The organism is Weizmannia agrestimuris (genome assembly GCF_943193165.1).
GTDB lineage: Bacteria > Bacillota > Bacilli > Bacillales > Bacillaceae_C > Weizmannia > Weizmannia faecalis.
Genome location: NZ_CALPDC010000005.1, coordinates 61,605 through 78,176, shown reverse-complemented (window position 1 = coordinate 78,176; position 16,572 = coordinate 61,605). Strand labels below are relative to the sequence as shown.

14 protein-coding genes are annotated in these 16,572 nt (G+C 48.3%); 10 read left to right on the top strand and 4 right to left on the bottom strand.

The genetic code is table 11. The features are described from left to right. Nucleotides 1-462 precede the first annotated feature (462 nt). The gene (locus NFR98_RS04325; protein ID WP_014095790.1) at nucleotides 463-1,209 is read left to right on the top strand and encodes an ABC transporter ATP-binding protein; all 747 of its coding nucleotides are present in this window, start codon (nucleotides 463-465) and stop codon (nucleotides 1,207-1,209) included. Continuing rightward, entirely contained in the window at nucleotides 1,196-2,410 is a 1,215-nt protein-coding gene (locus NFR98_RS04320; RefSeq protein WP_014095789.1) for an ABC transporter permease, read from the top strand. Before NFR98_RS04325 ends, NFR98_RS04320 begins: the two co-directional genes overlap by 14 nt. Before the next feature lie 308 nt (nucleotides 2,411-2,718). Here the strand turns inward: NFR98_RS04320 and NFR98_RS04315 are convergent, their stop codons facing one another. The 3 genes from NFR98_RS04315 to NFR98_RS04305 form a co-directional block, all read right to left on the bottom strand. Then, complete coding sequence (locus tag NFR98_RS04315; RefSeq protein ID WP_017550224.1) at nucleotides 2,719-3,900, bottom strand: M20 metallopeptidase family protein; 1,182 nt, start codon at nucleotides 3,898-3,900, stop codon at nucleotides 2,719-2,721. A 222-nt stretch (nucleotides 3,901-4,122) separates the two neighbouring features. After that, the gene (locus NFR98_RS04310) at nucleotides 4,123-5,517 is read right to left on the bottom strand and encodes a hypothetical protein (RefSeq protein ID WP_026104489.1); all 1,395 of its coding nucleotides are present in this window, start codon (nucleotides 5,515-5,517) and stop codon (nucleotides 4,123-4,125) included. 149 nt (nucleotides 5,518-5,666) lie between these two features. Beyond that, nucleotides 5,667-6,179 carry an antibiotic biosynthesis monooxygenase family protein gene (locus NFR98_RS04305; protein ID WP_251459769.1) on the bottom strand — a complete coding sequence of 171 codons (513 nt, stop codon included), beginning with the start codon at nucleotides 6,177-6,179 and terminating at the stop codon, nucleotides 5,667-5,669. Between the two features lie 408 nt (nucleotides 6,180-6,587). Between NFR98_RS04305 and hemE the strand changes: the two genes are divergently transcribed. From hemE to NFR98_RS04275, 6 genes are all read left to right on the top strand, one after another. Beyond that, on the top strand, nucleotides 6,588-7,643 hold the full coding sequence (gene hemE, locus NFR98_RS04300) for a uroporphyrinogen decarboxylase (protein WP_014095785.1): 1,056 nt from the start codon (nucleotides 6,588-6,590) through the stop codon (nucleotides 7,641-7,643). Further along, nucleotides 7,643-8,593 carry a ferrochelatase gene (gene hemH, locus NFR98_RS04295; protein WP_014095784.1) on the top strand — a complete coding sequence of 317 codons (951 nt, stop codon included), beginning with the start codon at nucleotides 7,643-7,645 and terminating at the stop codon, nucleotides 8,591-8,593. The genes hemE and hemH overlap by 1 nt, the downstream gene beginning before the upstream one ends. Before the next feature lie 67 nt (nucleotides 8,594-8,660). Next, nucleotides 8,661-10,091, top strand: a complete 1,431-nt coding sequence (gene hemY / locus NFR98_RS04290; RefSeq protein ID WP_014095783.1) for a protoporphyrinogen oxidase — start codon at nucleotides 8,661-8,663, stop codon at nucleotides 10,089-10,091. Nucleotides 10,092-10,415: 324 nt separating this feature from the next. Next, nucleotides 10,416-10,988, top strand: coding sequence for a TetR/AcrR family transcriptional regulator (locus NFR98_RS04285; RefSeq protein WP_251459768.1), 573 nt, complete (start codon nucleotides 10,416-10,418; stop codon nucleotides 10,986-10,988). Between the two features lie 29 nt (nucleotides 10,989-11,017). Then, nucleotides 11,018-13,696, top strand: a complete 2,679-nt coding sequence (locus NFR98_RS04280) for a YhgE/Pip domain-containing protein (protein WP_251459767.1) — start codon at nucleotides 11,018-11,020, stop codon at nucleotides 13,694-13,696. 362 nt (nucleotides 13,697-14,058) lie between these two features. Beyond that, nucleotides 14,059-15,033 (top strand): PTS sugar transporter subunit IIAB, encoded by a 975-nt coding sequence (locus tag NFR98_RS04275; protein WP_251459765.1) that lies wholly within the window; start codon nucleotides 14,059-14,061, stop codon nucleotides 15,031-15,033. A 36-nt stretch (nucleotides 15,034-15,069) separates the two neighbouring features. Here the strand turns inward: NFR98_RS04275 and NFR98_RS04270 are convergent, their stop codons facing one another. After that, nucleotides 15,070-15,828 carry a DeoR/GlpR family DNA-binding transcription regulator gene (locus NFR98_RS04270; RefSeq protein ID WP_026683736.1) on the bottom strand — a complete coding sequence of 253 codons (759 nt, stop codon included), beginning with the start codon at nucleotides 15,826-15,828 and terminating at the stop codon, nucleotides 15,070-15,072. Between the two features lie 233 nt (nucleotides 15,829-16,061). Here NFR98_RS04270 and NFR98_RS04265 point away from each other — a divergent pair, with 233 nt between their 5' ends. Then, the gene (locus NFR98_RS04265; RefSeq protein WP_157660070.1) at nucleotides 16,062-16,223 is read left to right on the top strand and encodes a hypothetical protein; all 162 of its coding nucleotides are present in this window, start codon (nucleotides 16,062-16,064) and stop codon (nucleotides 16,221-16,223) included. Between the two features lie 3 nt (nucleotides 16,224-16,226). After that, on the top strand, nucleotides 16,227-16,541 hold the full coding sequence (gene rhaM / locus NFR98_RS04260) for an L-rhamnose mutarotase (protein ID WP_014095778.1): 315 nt from the start codon (nucleotides 16,227-16,229) through the stop codon (nucleotides 16,539-16,541). The last annotated feature ends 31 nt before the right edge of the window (nucleotides 16,542-16,572 follow it).

Genomic DNA, 16,572 nt, shown 5'->3' with positions numbered 1-16,572 from the left:
ATTATAACGGATGAAAAGGCGAAAGAAAAGGAAACGGGGCGGAAATCTGCGTTTCCGCCCCGTTCTGCAGGGTTTTTCAACTAGCCGAAAAGCACCTTTGATCAACACTTCATTTACGAATGATATGGTTGATAATGGGCTTCCTCAACTTTTTCCAACGCGATCATCCCCTTATTGGGTAACGTTTAAAGTGCATCGCCTTTAAACAGATTCACCGCCAGCACCTCATGTAAAGGGTGCCTGGAAGTCGGTTATGGCTAATGTAAAGCATCGTTACTGGTCTTTGACAACCACCCCGATTGCTTGTTTTTCCCCTGCAAGTATAGGATGGGCAAATGGTTGGAATCTATACATGCGCATTGCAAAAATTTTTCAGGCGCGTAGTTGGCATTCAGTCACGAACGCTTTCATGGTACAATAAAGGGTACAGATCAGAACTTTTGACATAAAGGGGTTCTTTAGATGACATTATTGGAAGTGGCGTCCTTAACAGGTGGATATACGAAAAAACCTGTGATTCAAGATGTTTCATTTACAGTAGAAGCGGGGCAGCTGATCGGGCTGATCGGCTTAAACGGCGCCGGAAAAAGTACGACCATCCGGCATATTATCGGGTTAATGGAACCGAAAAAAGGGCGGATCACGATCAACGGCAAAAACTTAAACGCGGATCCGGACGCTTATCGAAAGCAGTTTTCGTACATACCGGAAACCCCGATTTTATATGAGGAACTGACGCTGGAAGAACATTTGAAACTGGCGGCAATGGCATATGGCATCGATGAAAAAACTTATGCGGACAGAACCGTGCCTTTATTAAAGGAATTCCGCCTGCATAAAAAGCTCGGCTGGTTTCCGGCCAATTTTTCAAAAGGCATGAAGCAAAAGGTGATGATTATGTGCGCCTTTTTAGTCGAGCCGAGCCTGTACATTATTGACGAGCCTTTTCTCGGCCTCGACCCGCTCGGCATCCAGTCACTGCTGGATTTGATGGGCACGATGAAGAAAAAAGGGGCGGGCATCCTGATGTCTACCCATATTCTTGCAACGGCAGAACGGTATTGCGACGGATTCATCATTTTGCATAACGGGCGGATCCGCGCGAAAGGAACATTGGAAGAGCTGCAGCAGCAATTTTCGATGCCCGGCGCAACATTGGATGATTTGTATATCCAATTGACAAAGGAAGATGACGATGAACGAAATTGACCGCCTTTGGAAAGAAAGATTTGCTTCCTACTTACAAAACCTAAGGCGCTATACACGGTATATTTTTAATGACCATTTGCTGTTTGTGCTGATTTTCGGGCTCGGTGCCGCTGCTTTTTATTACAGCCGCTGGGTGAAGCATCTCAGTCCAGATTTTCCCGTTGCCCTTGTAATGGGCCTTTTGCTCGGGTGGTTTCTGGCGGCGAGCCCGGTGTACACGCTGTTAAAAGAAGCGGACCGGGTGTTTCTTATCCCGATGGAAATGCGGATGCGCCCGTTTTTTAAAAAAGCGATCCTGTTTTCCTTCAGCATTCAGGCTTATCTGCTTCTGTTTGTGCTTGCCGCTTTGATGCCGATGTATGCGGCTGTTACGGGGCACGGATTCGGCCGTTTTTTTGGTCTGCTGATCCTGCTGCTCGTGTTAAAAATGTGGAACCTGCTTTTGAGCTGGAACGTGTATAAACTGCCGGAGCCGTATGCCCCTGTTTTCGACTGGATCATCCGGTTTGCATTAAGCGCCGCGTTTGTGTTTCTCGTTGTCAATGAGGCAAACCTCTTTCTTGTGGTCATTCTGGCTGTCGTTATGCTCGGCTTGTTTCTGTATTTTTACCGGCTCGCCCAAAAACGGACACTCAGATGGGATGCGCTCATTGAACGCGAAGAAAGGCGGCTAATGGGTTTTTACCGGTTTGCAAATCTGTTTGCTGATGTGCCGGAACTAAAAGGGCAGGTCAAACGGCGCAAATGGCTCGATCCGCTCCTCGCTGGCATCCGATACGGCCAGGAACATACGTATCAATACTTATTTGCCCGCACGTTCCTCAGGACAAGCCAGTATTTCGGGCTTTTTGTCCGGCTGACTGCAATCGGGGCCGTGCTGTTGTTTTTCAGCCATGAACGGGTGCTCGCGCTCGTTCTTGCCGTCGTGTTTATTTATTTGACAGCTTTCCAAATGATCCCGATGATCGGCTCCCACGATTTAAAAATCTGGTTGCGTCTCTATCCGGTGCCTCGCAAGTTGAAAGAAACGTCTTTTATCCGGCTTCTTGCAGTCTGCCTGTATGTGCAGACGGTCATTTTTGCAGCGGCGGCCGCATTGAACGGCTTGTGGATGAACGGTCTTTTCGTCCTTGTGGCAGGCGCTGTATTTTCCTGGCTGCTTGTCGCCTGGTATGTCCCCGGAAAAATTCGGCGCCAGTAACGCCGGCGTAAACTTAAAAAATGGCACAGGCTCTCCTTGTAAGCGGCGGTTCAGTTGCGCAGGTGGCAGCCTGCCCGTAAACATGAAAAACGGCACAAGCTGGAGAGCCTGTGCCGTTTTTCATGTCCAATCTTTACTGTCATCGGGCTGTACCGGTTTTAGCACCACGCCCATCTGCGGCGTTTTAAGCCACTGGCCACCCCGGTTTTTGCTAAAAAACGGAACCCCACGCCTGCAGCGGTTTTTCAAAACGCCCGGATTGCCGGGGAAAATAAAACCAGGCCGGCAACGTTGATGCTTGAGCATTTTCAGACGTTCTGGTACCGGATGGCTGCTGCACCCAAAGTTTTGGCGGCAATAAGCATCGCTTTTTCATGGATGTCAAAGCGCGGATGGTGATGCGGATAGGCCGGGTCGGCTTTTTCCGGGTCCGCCCCTGTAAAGAAAAAGACGCCTTTTACATGCTGTAAATAATAGGCAAAATCTTCCCCGATCATTGACGGGTCGACTTCTTCCACATTGGTGACACCTTCGATTTCTTTTGCGCAGTCGGCCAAAAATGCTGTTTCAGCCTCATGGTTCACAACCGGCGGATATCCGCGGAAATAGTGATAATCATATGTGCAGTCCGCCGCCAGGCATGTGCCTTGGATGATCCTTTCGATTTCTTTTTCCACCCTGTCCCGCACATCTTCGTCAAATGTCCGGACCGTGCCCGTGATTTTCGCCGTATCGGCAATGATATTGAAAGCATCGCCGGATGAAAAGGACCCGACCGTTAAAACCGCGGACCGGATCGGATTAATCCGGCGGCTGATGACTTGCTGAAGATTCGTGACAAGTTGCGCCCCGACGACGACCGCGTCTTTCGAAAGATGAGGCTGGGCGCCGTGCCCGCCATGGCCCTGGATCGTCACTTCAAACCGGTCGGCAGCCGCCATAAACGGCCCTCTCCGGTATTGGATATGGCCAACCGGAACCGTTGCCCATAAATGCGTGCCGAAAATGGCATCCACACCTTCGAGGCAGCCGTCTTCGATCATGGCTTTTGCCCCGCCTGGCGCGTATTCTTCGGCATGTTGATGGATGAAAACATACTCGCCTTCCAATTCATCTTTCAATTCATGTATCGCTTTGGCGAGCATCAGCAGTGTCGCCGTATGCCCGTCGTGTCCGCATGCGTGCATCACACCCGGCACCTGTGATTGATAGGGCACATCATTTTCCTCCTGGATCGGCAGCGCATCAAAATCGGCTCGGAGCGCGATGGTTTTCCCTGGCTTTGCGCCTTTTACACGGGCGACGACACCGTTTCCGCCGACATGTTCGCGCGGCCGGATGCCGAGGTTTTTGTAAAAATCAGCAATATAGCGGGCTGTTTCCACTTCTTTAAAGGACAATTCCGGGTGCATATGGAGATATCTTCTTGTCTCCACCATTTCCGGGTACAAACCGTCCAGTTTTTTATGTATTTTTTCCAACACTGTCATCTGCGATTCCCCCAACCTGTTATTTTTACTATTATACCATAATTGTGAAAAAGTCTGCTGCTTTATCGCGGTAACAGCGAAAAGAAAGCGGCGCCTCGGATGCAGGCTGCCGCTGTTGACGCCTTACTACATCATTTACCGCACCGTGTCTAAACGGGCCGCTGTTGGCCTGTGCGAATGGGAGATCGCAGCTTCAGCCGCCCCGTTGGACATGGACATGGGTCAAATCAGAAACATTGCGACTATCGTTGTCACAATGAGACCGGTGATGACAGGAATTACATTTCGCCTTGCCAGTTCAAACGGGTCGACATTGCAAATGGCGGCAGCTGGAATTAATGCCCAGGGAATGATTGTTCCCCCGCCGACAAAGATTGCGGCAATTTGCCCGAGTGCGGTCAGGGTGGCGGCTCCCGACCCGATCGCATGGGCAAACAGCGCTGCAATTGACCCGGCAAGTGAAATGCCGGAAAATCCTGATCCGTCAAGGCCGGTAATGATGCCAACGCCGGCTGTTGTCAGTGCGCCGATTTCTTTTGAGACCGGCATAACTGATGCCAGGGCGCTGCCGAGATCATTCACAATTCCTTGGGAAGCGTCCGGCAGATCGGCATGGATCATCGTATGAAAACCATCTCCGCCAAGATAGAAAAACGCGGCAATTGGAATGACGGGGCCGAACACCTGGAAACCGAACTGCAGACCGTCTATCAAATATTTTGTTACTTTTTCAAGGCCGTTTTTATGGGAACCGGCCATTGTAATGAGCAGCAGGATCATGATCGAGGTGCCGCCAACGAGTGCGGTTGCCGCATCCCCCTGCAAATGAAAAAGAACCATGGCAACGATGTCAAGGATGAAAAAAACAGGAATGAAAAGAGCAAAAAGTTTTTTGTATACCGGCTTGAGCGTGGGGACTTTTGCATCAGGCGGTGCGGTGCGGCCGGCCGGTTTCTCCCCGGTAGCAAGCAAGCCTTTTTTCATATCGCGTTTAAGCAGCAGAAAAGCGGTCACGGTCGTTACCACGCCCATCACGATGACGAGTGGCACGCTCGCTTCTATTACGGACGATACAGGAATGCCGGCACCGTCAGCTGTCAGTTTCGGCGCCCCTTGGATGACATAGTCGCCGGAGAGGGCGATCCCGTGCCCGAACAAGTTCATTGCGACAGCTACACCGATCGCCGGCAGCCCGACCCGGAGTGCAACCGGCAAAAGCACAGCCCCCATCAGTGCGACAGCAGGGGAAGGCCAAAAGAAAGTGGAGATAAACAGCATGAAAAAGCCGATGACCCAAAAAGCGAGATTCGGTCCTTTTATCAGCTTTGCGAACGGGGCCACCATCACATCATTGATCCCGGTATCAAGCATGCTTCTGCTCATTGAGACGATAATGGAAATGACAAGAATGATGGGCAGCAATTCTTTGATCGCAAATACAAAACTCGTAAAAATACCGCTGACAGACGCAGTGAACGACCCCGTTGCAATCCATGCAATGATAAAAATACCGGCAATACATACAAAGGACGTATCCTTTTTCAGTACCATCATCAGGATAATGAAAAGAATAAACATCAAATACACAAAGTGAATGGCAGTCAAATCGATGCCCATTTCCATTGCCCCCTTCTTGATGCAGCATATGGCGAGGGCAAGAAATGGGTGACTGTCACGATCAGAGTGCTTATAGCAATATTATCTGCGTAAATCCAAATGGTCACAGCAACAGATCCCGGCTACCTGAGCAGGCGGCCGGGATCTGTTTATCCTTCTTCTTCATCTTGTGGGATGACATATTCTTTTGTAAAAGCAGGGGCATCGTACGTGCTCTTGTTTGTGCCAATTTCCGTCAGATCCAAGCTGTGGATGAGCAAATAATCAATGGAACGCTTCCATCTTTCGAAACTTTCTTCGTCTTTCCAGCCGGTAATGGCGATATACGTATCCCCTTTTACCGGGCGGAGGAGCCGATATGCTGCAAAACCGGGCTTGTTTTCTATGGCCGGGGTGTTTTTTTTGAAGTGGAATTCATAAACCGGTTTTCCTTCATCCGGAATCGGAAGATGGGTAAAAATGAAGAATATGCCGTCTTCCAAATTTCCGCTGGAGGCAGCCAGCTGATAACGGCGCGGCGAGGCAAAAACGGTTTTCCCCTCCGTTTCGTGCAACAACAGGGCATGTTCCGGGTTTTGCAACAGCACCATCTTTTCATCGGGATACTTTTCCTTTATTTTTAAGAGAAAATCATAAGTACCCGTTGTGACGTAGACATTCATTTCTATCACCCCTCTCTACTTCCAGTTTAACCTATATCTTTCCGCTGTTCAATTTGTAAAGTTTTGCAAAATAAAGACGGCGGCCGAAAGCGAATAGAAATAGGAAGCGGCTCACGCCTTTTCATCTTTTCTGTCTGTGCCGGAGAGGCGATGGGGGAAGGAAGCGGCACAAAATGGAATAATAATGAAAAAACCGGGTAAAAATCGGACATAGCCTGTATTTCGCGTACAACCCTAAGGAAAAGCAAAATACGGCAAATTTGTGACAGTTGAAAGAGCTGGCTGCACAATGCTTTTTAAAACGATTATAGTAAAAAAAGATATTACCCTTTCAGGATAAAATAGTTTTTATTTGAAAAGAATTATTATAAAATAAATGGTGACTGTGTGGCGTGAGGAGGATAACATTTGAAGAAAAAAATCCTAAACGATTCCCTTTTAAAAGCGGCCAGGGGAGAACAGACAGGCCGCGTCCCCGTCTGGTATATGCGGCAGGCCGGCAGATCCCAGCCTGAATACCGGAAGCTGAAAGAAAAGTATTCTCTGTTCGACATCACGCATCAGCCGGAACTGTGCGCATATGTGACAAGGCTGCCGGTAGAGCATTACGATGTGGATGCCGCCATTCTTTATAAAGATATCATGACGCCGCTCCCCGCCCTCGGTGTGGAAGTTGAAATCCTCAAAGGAGCAGGCCCTGTCATACATAACCCGGTTTCTTCGTTAAAAGATGTGGAAAAATTGGGGGAGTTGCATCCGGAAGAAGATGTTCCCTATGTTCTGGAGACGATCCGGCTGTTAACGGAGGAACAATTGGCGGTTCCGTTGATCGGATTTTCCGGCGCGCCTTTTACTCTGGCCAGTTATATGATTGAAGGCGGGCCTTCAAAAGATTATAGAAAAACAAAAGCGTTTATGTATACAGAACCAAAAGCGTGGTTTGCGCTGATGGAAAAACTGGCGGATATGATCATCGTGTATGTAAAAGCGCAAATCAAAGCCGGAGCCAGCGCCATTCAAATATTCGATTCATGGGTGGGTGCTTTAAATGCAGCGGATTACCGCTATTATATGAAACCTGTGATGGAACGGATATTTACCGCGCTGCGAACAGAAAATGCCCCGTTCATCTTGTTCGGTGTCGGGGCCGGGCATCTGGCGCTTGAATGGAACAGCCTGCCAATTGATGTGGTTGGCCTCGACTGGCGGCTGCCGATCCAAAAAGCGCGCGCGCTCGGCGTGACAAAAGCAATCCAGGGCAATCTTGACCCCGCCGTGCTCTTGTCCCCGTGGGAAGTTATTCAAGAAAAGGCGGCCGCCATACTGGACGAAGGCATGGCGCAGCCGGGTTACATCTTTAACCTCGGGCACGGCGTCACCCCTGATGTCCGTCCGGAAACATTAAAAAGGCTGACAACGTTTATTCATGAATACAGCGAAAGAAAACAACAGGAGGAAGCATAATGGAAAAGAAAAAAATCGGACTGCTTGTCATGGCGTACGGCACGCCGTATAAAGAAGAAGATATTGAGCGTTACTATACCCATATCCGGCACGGGAGAAGGCCCCAGGATGAGATGCTGGAAGATTTGAAACGCCGGTATAAAGCAATCGGAGGTCTGTCCCCGCTTGCCAAAATAACAGAAAACCAGACATATGCGCTTGAAGCGAGGCTGAATGAACGGACGGACGGAGCGGAATTTAAAGCTTATATCGGCTTAAAACATATTGAACCTTTTATTGAAGATGCCGTCAAACAAATGCATGATGACGGTATTGAAGAAGCGGTATCGATCGTGCTTGCGCCACATTACTCGGCTTTTAGCGTGAAATCGTACAACGAAAGGGCGAAAGAAGCAGCGGCAAAACTGGGTGGGCCCGCCATCCAATCGGTCGAAAGCTGGTATGATGAACCGAAATTTGTCGATTTTTGGGCACAGCAACTTCAGAAAACGTATGCTACAATGAGTGAAGAAGAACGTGCGTCTTCCTGCCTGATTGTATCCGCCCACAGCCTCCCGGAAAAAATTTTGCAGTACGGCGACCCGTATCCGGAACAAATCCGGGAAACAGCTGATCTGATTGCGGAGGCAGCGGGCGTCCAGGCGTATGCAGTCGGCTGGCAAAGTGCAGGCAATACGCCGGATCCGTGGCTCGGCCCCGATGTGCAGGACCTTACAAGAACGCTGTATGAAAAACATCATTATAAGGCTTTCATTTATGCTCCGGTCGGGTTCGTTGCGGAACATCTGGAAGTTTTATATGATAATGATTATGAGTGCAAGGCAGTTTGCGATGCAGTCGGCGCATCGTATTATCGCCCGGAAATGCCGAATGACAACCCGGCTTTTATTGATGCGCTGGCTGAGGCCGTTTTGAAAAAAACAAAATTCGGTTTACTGCCGCAAGAATAGGCAGCCGCCGGAGATTTTTAACGTATTTCCATAAAACATGACATTATTGCCAAAGAAGGTGCTGACCATGGCCGGAAACAGAAAAAAAGTAGCTGTACTTGGCGGCGGAATCACCGGCTTGACAGCTGCTTATTATTTGCGGCGCCTTGTTGAGGACCAACAGCTGCCGCTTGATGTGATATTGTTGGAAAAAGGGCGCCGGCTTGGCGGCAAAATCCAGACGGTCAGGCGTGCCGGATTTGTCATTGAACGCGGGCCGGATTCTTTTCTGGCAAGAAAGCAAAGCGCTTTGCATCTGGCAGAAGATCTCGGGCTTTCGCCTTCCCTCGTATCCAATGCGACAGGCAAATCTTATATTTTATTAAACCAACAGCTCTATCCGGTGCCAAGAGGGTCTGTGATGGGCATTCCGACAAGATTAGCGCCTTTTTTTGCTTCTCCTTTGTTTTCCGTTACCGGCAAAATCCGGGCGCTCTGCGATTTGATACTGCCCCGGAAAAATACCGGTGAAGACCAGTCAGTCGGGGATTTTGTCCGCTACCGGCTCGGTGAAGAAGTGCTGGAAAACCTTGTTGAACCATTATTGTTCGGGGTATATGCCGGGGATGTCGACGAGCTGAGCGTGCTGGCAACGCAGCCTCAATTTTTCGAGGCTGTCCAAAAGCACCGCAGCCTGATCCTCGGCATGAAAAAAGTAGCAGCGGAATTTGCGCAAGACTCCAGGCCTACCCGGAAAAAGGGGGCTTTTTTAACCTTTCAAAACGGCCTTGAAACGCTCGTTGAAGCACTTGAGGAAAAAATCGGCGCTGAGGCAGTCATGAAGGGTGTGACGGTGGACGCGATTGAAAAAAGCGCGGGCGGCGGGGATTACAGGATCACATTGACAAATGGAACCCACATGAAAGCGGATTATATTATTTCAGCCCTCCCCCATTTTTCGCTCCCCCATATTTTTTCAAAGTATGCTTTTTTTGCGCCGCTCGAAAAGGTGCCATCCACGTCCGTCGCAACCGTATCGATGGCGTTTCCGGAGAGCGCGGTAAAAAAAGACATTGACGGGACAGGCTTTGTGGTGACGAGAAACAGTGATTATACAATTACAGCCTGCACGTGGACGCATAAAAAATGGCCGCACACCGCACCGGAAGGAAAAGCGTTGCTGCGTTGTTATATCGGCCGGTCGGCGGAAGCCGCGGTCGTCGATCTCGCAGATGACAGGATCCAGAAAATCGTGCTGGAAGATTTGAATAAAATCATGGAAATTACAGCAGAACCGGAGTTTACGGTTGTTTCCCGCTGGAAATATGCAATGCCGCAATATACGGTAGGCCATAAAGAAAGAATGGATAAGATTTTAGCGGCAGCCAAACATGAATTGCCGGGCATTTCTTTTGCCGGCAGCTCGTTTAACGGGGTCGGCGTGCCGGACTGCATCTCCCAGGGAAGGGCGGCGGTTGGCGAGATGCTCCGGTACTTCCAACTCAAGGCTGAATTTTAATAGACAGTGAAGAAGCGGTAGGGTGCATTCGACTGGCACCTGCCGTTTTTATTGTCCCGAAACGGGAGTCAGGCATGTATAAATTTTTCCGGCGCGTTGCCAGGTAAGTATGCCGCATCAGCGCGCACTCCCCAATGGAGAAATGCTTTATTTGAAGAAGCGGGCAAGCTGAAAAATGAAAAGCTTGAATGATTCGTTTTGGCAAGAAGCAGATTCACTGAATGCAATTACTTGATGTTCAAGGGGAAACGTGGTATATTACTTTTTGTGCAAAAATGACCAAAAAACCAAAATAGTCAATTGTTCTCGAGGGAGGTGGAAAGCTTGGAAACGGACCGCAGGCTGCAAATATTAAACGCTGCTACAAAATCTTTTGCCCAGTATGGTTATAAAGCGACAACAATGGATTTGATCGCCAAAATGGTCAACGTTGGAAAGGGGACCATTTACAATTTTTTTCGCAATAAAGAAGAATTATTCCATGAAATCATTGCCCGCCTGATTGATGAAATGGAGCAGGTGGCGGAAGCGTCAATGGATCCGGAAGCTTCTTTTTATGCCAATCTGCATTCCGCCCTGTTCAGCATTCTTGAATTCCGCAAAACCCATCAGCTGACGCTTAAATTATTCGAAGAGCAGAAAGAAATGGGAACGCCGGCCGTCAATGACATGGTCGAGAAAATTGAAGAGAAGATCATTGACTACCTGAAAGGAATGCTGGAACGGGCGATACAGGCGGGGAAAATCAAACCGTGCAATCCGGAGTTGGCCGCTTTTATCATGTTTAAACTGTATGTCGCCATTATTTTTGACTGGGAAAAACACCATGATTCTCTGTCGAAGGAAGAAATTGCGGAGGCGTTTGAACTGTATTTGTTAAAAGGGCTGCAGAACTGATTTTTCGGCTGGAAAAGGAGGTATTTTAGATGGACAATTTATGGTTCGCGGAAATACGGAGTATTTTACGTTCGCCGAAAAAGCTGATTGAAACGGCAGCCATTATTCTTGTGCCAATTTTATATGCCGGCATGTTTATCTGGTCTTTTTGGGATCCGTACGGGCATCTCGAAAAATTGCCGGTTGCCGTTGTAAATGAAGACAAAGGGGCACAAATGGAGGGGGAACATCTCGCCCTCGGGGATAAGCTCGTCAAAAATTTAAAAGAAAAGGACAGCTTTGATTTTCACTTTGTCGATCAGCAAACGGCGGAGAAAAAACTGAAAGATAACCAATATTATATGATTATAGAGATCCCTGAAGATTTCTCTAAAAACGCAACCACTTTACTGGATAAAAACCCACAAAAATTGCAGCTGAACTATATTCAAAACCAGGCAATGAACTATACTTCTTCCAAAATTGAAGAATCTGCAATGACAAAAATAAAATCGAGCGTTGCGGAACAGGTGACAAAAACGTATGCGGAAGAAGTATTCGGCAAAGTGAAAGAAATGGCAAACGGCTACCGGTCTGCCGGAAACGGGGCAAAAAGCCTTGCCAAAGGAAGCGGCAAACTAAAAGACGGCGCTGTTGTCTTAAGAAAAGGAACGGAAAATTTGTTGACCGGCGCTACCGCCCTGAACGACGGCATCGGCCGGGTCCATAACGGGGCGGCTGATTTAAACAAGGGCGCTTTGAAACTGTATAACGGTTCACGCACGCTCGGCGAAGGGATCGCCCAGGCTGACAGCGGCGCCGTTTCCTTGAAAAACCATTTGGCCCAATTGGCGGCAAGCTCGGTTACTTTTTCAAACGGGCTGTCGGAGGCAAAATCGGGTGCGGATAAGGTAGCAAATGGTTCAAAAACGCTGGCCTCGGGTATGAACCAGCTTGCCTCGGCAAGCGGCCAGTTGCTTGATGCGTCGAAACAGCTTCAAACAGGAGCCGGCAAGGTGGCAGACGGGAGCGCCAAAGTAAGTAACGGCTTAAATGGGGTAAACAGCCAGCTTCCGGCGTTAACGAGCGGCACCGCCCAAGTGCAAAACGGCGTGAAAAAGCTGCAACAACAGCTGCCTGAAAAGCTTGCAGCGGGCATTGCAACCCAGATGGAGAAAAACATGGAGACCAGGCTTACCGGCCTTCAGCCGCAAATCGATGCGATGAGCAGCAGTATGTTTGACCAGCAAAAAAAACAGGCGGAAAACCTGCTCAGCCAGTTAAAACAAGTGCTGCCGGCCGAAACATATCAGACGGTTTCCAACCAAGTCTTGAGTAATTATAAAGATGAAAAGAAAAAAACATTCCAGCAAGCATTCCGAGAGCAGGTCATAAAGCAGCTTTCGGCCTCGTTAACCAGCGGGTCTGCATCTTCACAAGCCGCTTTGCAAAGCCAGATTCAACAGGCGATTAATCCATATTTCAAGAAACTGAACGACGGGCTTGCAAATGTGGGCAGCGGGCAGCAACAAGTGCAAACCGTTATTGGCGAACTCGCCAAAGGCGCCAATAGTTTGAATGACGGCGCACAGCAACTTGCAAGCGGCCAAAATGCATTCGTCAAAAATGCAACCATTTTTAATGAAAAACTGCAACAAGCTGCATCCGGCGCAAACAGCCTCGAATCCGGGGCAACGGCGGTTGCATCCGGGCTCGGGCAGCTTTCCGGCGGTTCAGGCCAGCTCGTAAACGGAACGAAACAACTGGCAGAAGGTTCAAGCGCGCTTGCAGAAGGGACCGGAAAACTGGCAGAAGGTTCAAATGAATTGACGAACGGTACACAATCACTTGCGAACGGCTCAAGCGTGCTCGTAAAAGGCACGTCCCAATTATTAAATGGCGCAGGCCAGTTGCAAAGCGGAAGCAAGCAGTTGAACAACGGTGCGGGCAGCCTTGTTTCCGGCACGGGCCAATTAAATGCCGGCGCAGATAAACTGAGCAATAAACTTGGCAAAGCGGCTGACCAGGCCGGGGTCATCAATCCGACCGACGCCACTTATAATATGATGAGCAGCCCGGTCCGGCTGAACCATGATGCTGTGACAAAAGTGCCGAACTATGGTACCGGCCTTGCTCCGTATTTCTTATCGCTCGGGCTTTTTGTCGGCGGATTATTGCTGACAATTATCTACAATGTAAAAGCCCCGGCAATCATGCCGAAAAACGGGGTAACCTGGTTTCTTGGAAAATTCGGCGTCATGGCACTGATCGGCATCTTACAATCGCTTTTGGCAGATTTCATTCTGCTTGATCTGCTGAAATTGCATGTGCAAAGTGTGCCGCTGTTTATCATTGCAACCATTGTGACGAGCCTGACTTATATGGCGATCATCCAATTTTTGGTTGCGGCATTCGCGAACCCGGGCAGGTACATTGCGGTCATCATTTTGATTTTGCAACTGACGACAAGCGCAGGCACCTTCCCGCTTGAATTGATTCCAAAGCCGCTTCAGGCTGTTCATGATCTGATGCCGATGACCTATTCGCTGCAAATGTTTAAAGCGGTGATTTCAAGCGGCGATTTCAGCTACATGTGGCAAAATGTTGATAAGCTTTCGGTCTTTTTTGCAGCGTTTATCTTTCTTTCCCTTCTGTACTTTGTTGTGAAATTTAGACATCTTCACAGGATGGCAGAAAAGGAAGGAGCAGCCTCTCCGGTAGAAGCATAAGAGATTTGCTGTAAAAGCAGCAGGACGAAGCCATTTTGGCCGATCCTGCTGCTTTTTTATTGCAAAATATGACGAACAGGATAAATTGCTTCAGGCAACACGTAAAGGAGGAATGGTTAGTCCGACTATAGTTGTATTTGTAAATGGAGCTGCATGCCGGTATTTTATATTTCAAGGGCTTGCCGGACATTGCTGTAAAAGACAGGTTTCCGCCATTTTCCATGTGAAGCGATCACAAAAGCAGCCCCTTTTTCGGAAACAATGATAAAACTTTCACAAACTTGTCATGAACGGGTATAAAAGCGCTTTCTGCAGGGGCTTATAATAAGATTAGAGATGGTGTAAAGGAAAGGGTGAGAGAGGTGGGCTACGAACGATTGGCCAGTAAACTGGTGCAGCTTTCGGGAGGCGGGGAAAATATTCAAGCGGTTTTCCACTGTTCAACAAGGCTCCGCTTTAAATTAAAAGACCCGGGGCGGGCAAAAAAAGCGGCGGTAGAGGAGCTTGACGGGGTGATTTCGGCCGCTGTTTCCGGCGGGTATTTTCATATTGTGACAGGGATAAATGCCGGGGAAGTGCACAATGACATGTTAAAATATCTGCATCTAGTCCGGATGGAAAGCGGGCAACGGGAAGAAACTTCTGGCTTTGAAAACCCGGTCATGCAGCCGGGCAGATTAACCGGACGCCCGGATGCGGCAGAAATATCCGGCCTTGAGGATCAATTGTTTCATCAGATGATGGACACGGCGACATCCATTTTGAATGCCCGGGGCGGAGGCGAGCCGGTTATGGTCGTTTTATTCGGGTGCAAAAACAAAGAACCGGCCGTTGCCGGAGGTATCCCGCATAAGAAAACGGAAGAACCGGTGCGATATCAGAAAAAGGAAATGATCGCCAGCCCGTTTACAGGGGAAACGATCCCGCTTGAGCAAGTCAATGATCCTGCATTTTCTTCCGGCATACTCGGCAAAGGGGTCGGCATTAAGCCTTCTGTTGGCAAGCTTTTTGCGCCGATCAGCGGGACGGTAACGGCGGTGTTTCCGAGCGGGCACGCGATCGGCATCACGTCCAAAACCGGCATTCAAATTTTGATTCATATCGGTATTGATACGGTCCGGCTCGAAGGAAAATATTATCATGTCCATGTGAAAAAAGGCCAGCCGGTTGAAAAAGGTGAAATGTTAATCGAATTTGATATTCCTGAAATCGAAGCAGCCGGGTACGATTTAACTTCCCCGGTTGTGATCACGAACGCGGACAATTATGTTGAGGTGCTGGAAACGGACCGGAAAAAAGTTGTTGCCAGTGACCAGCTGATGACGATAGTCAGTTAAAAAACAAACAGGGTGCCACATACGGCGCCCTGTTTGTCAGTAAACAATATCCACCTGATGATCTTTGAAAAAACGGAGCCATTCATCACTCGGTTTTTCATCTGTGACCACAAAGTCAACAGCCGAAAAATCCGCAAAATGGACAAAGGCAATTTTGTCGAATTTGCTTTTGTCCGCGAGCAGAATGACTTTATTTGCCTGTTTGAGCATTTCCTTTTTAATATGGCTTTCCGCTTCATTCGAGTCGGTGATCCCCCGCACCATGGAAATGCCTTTACAACTGAACAGCGCCACATCGACATTGTATTGGCGCACAGCATGTTCAGCAACAGAACCGACCAGCGAATTGGAACGTTTCCGCAGCGCTCCGCCTGTTGACAGAAGCTGAATGTTTGACTGGGCCAGTTCGCTTAATGCGATGGCAGAATTGGTTAAGACGACAAGTCCCTCTTTCGTTCTGTTCAACTCTTTTAACGCTTCCAACACGGTCGAGCTCGCATCCGCCACAATCGTATTTCCGTCTGAAATGAGCGGCTGCAGCTTGCCGGCAATGTTTTGCTTTGCTTCCATATTGACGGTGAATCTTGTCTGGTAGGGGAGATCTTCATTTGTATGGAGATTGAGCACAGCACCCCCGTATGTCCGCGTCACAATTCCTTCTTTTTCAAGCTTCTCCAGATCTCGCCTGATCGTCTCTTCCGTTACTTGAAACTCCTTTGCCAAATTGGCAACATACACTTTTTTCTCCCGGTACAGCGTATTTAAAATTTTATCTCTCCGTTCAAAAGCCAGCATGTCCCCAACCCCGTTCCTGTCCTGTATCCTTTTCTCTGATAAGCCCATTTTAGCAAAAATCGTCCGTTTAAAAAAGAAAACAACAAAAGTACAATAAAATAAATAAAAAAATCTTTTTTTATATTGATTTATGTTTGTTCTTTCGCTAGTATAGGAAATGTGAAGAAGGGTTTTCACAAACCAGTTAAAGAAAGCGGTTTCTTAACCAAATTTTGAAGTGCACGCATGGCGGCTTGTTTGTCCCGCTGCCCAACAATCAATATAACATGGAAGGAATAAGGGCGGCGGAAAAAGCCATACAGATTGCTTTTGATGGTTTGTATATCGGACTGCTGGCGGATTTTTCATCTGGTAATAAGATAGAAGATTTTAAAATAAAGGAAAGCGAGGGGTAAAACGTGATCAGAAAAGCGAGTGTAATGTTTGTGCATAAGGATCAATATGAGGAATACAAGCGCCGGCATGACCATATCTGGCCGGAAATGTCAAAAGAATTAAAGGCGCACGGGGCCCGTAATTATTCGATTTTTTTGGATGAAGAAACGGGTCGGTTATTTGCTTATTTGGAAGTGGAAGATGAAGCGCTCTATGAAAAAATGGCAGATACAGAGATTTGCAGAAAATGGTGGGACTATATGGAACCGCTAATGGAAACTAATCCCGATAACAGCCCTGTGTCTGTTGCATTAAAGGAAGTTTTTCACCTGACCTAACAGCCATTCCATTCAGAACTCCAGCAGTTCA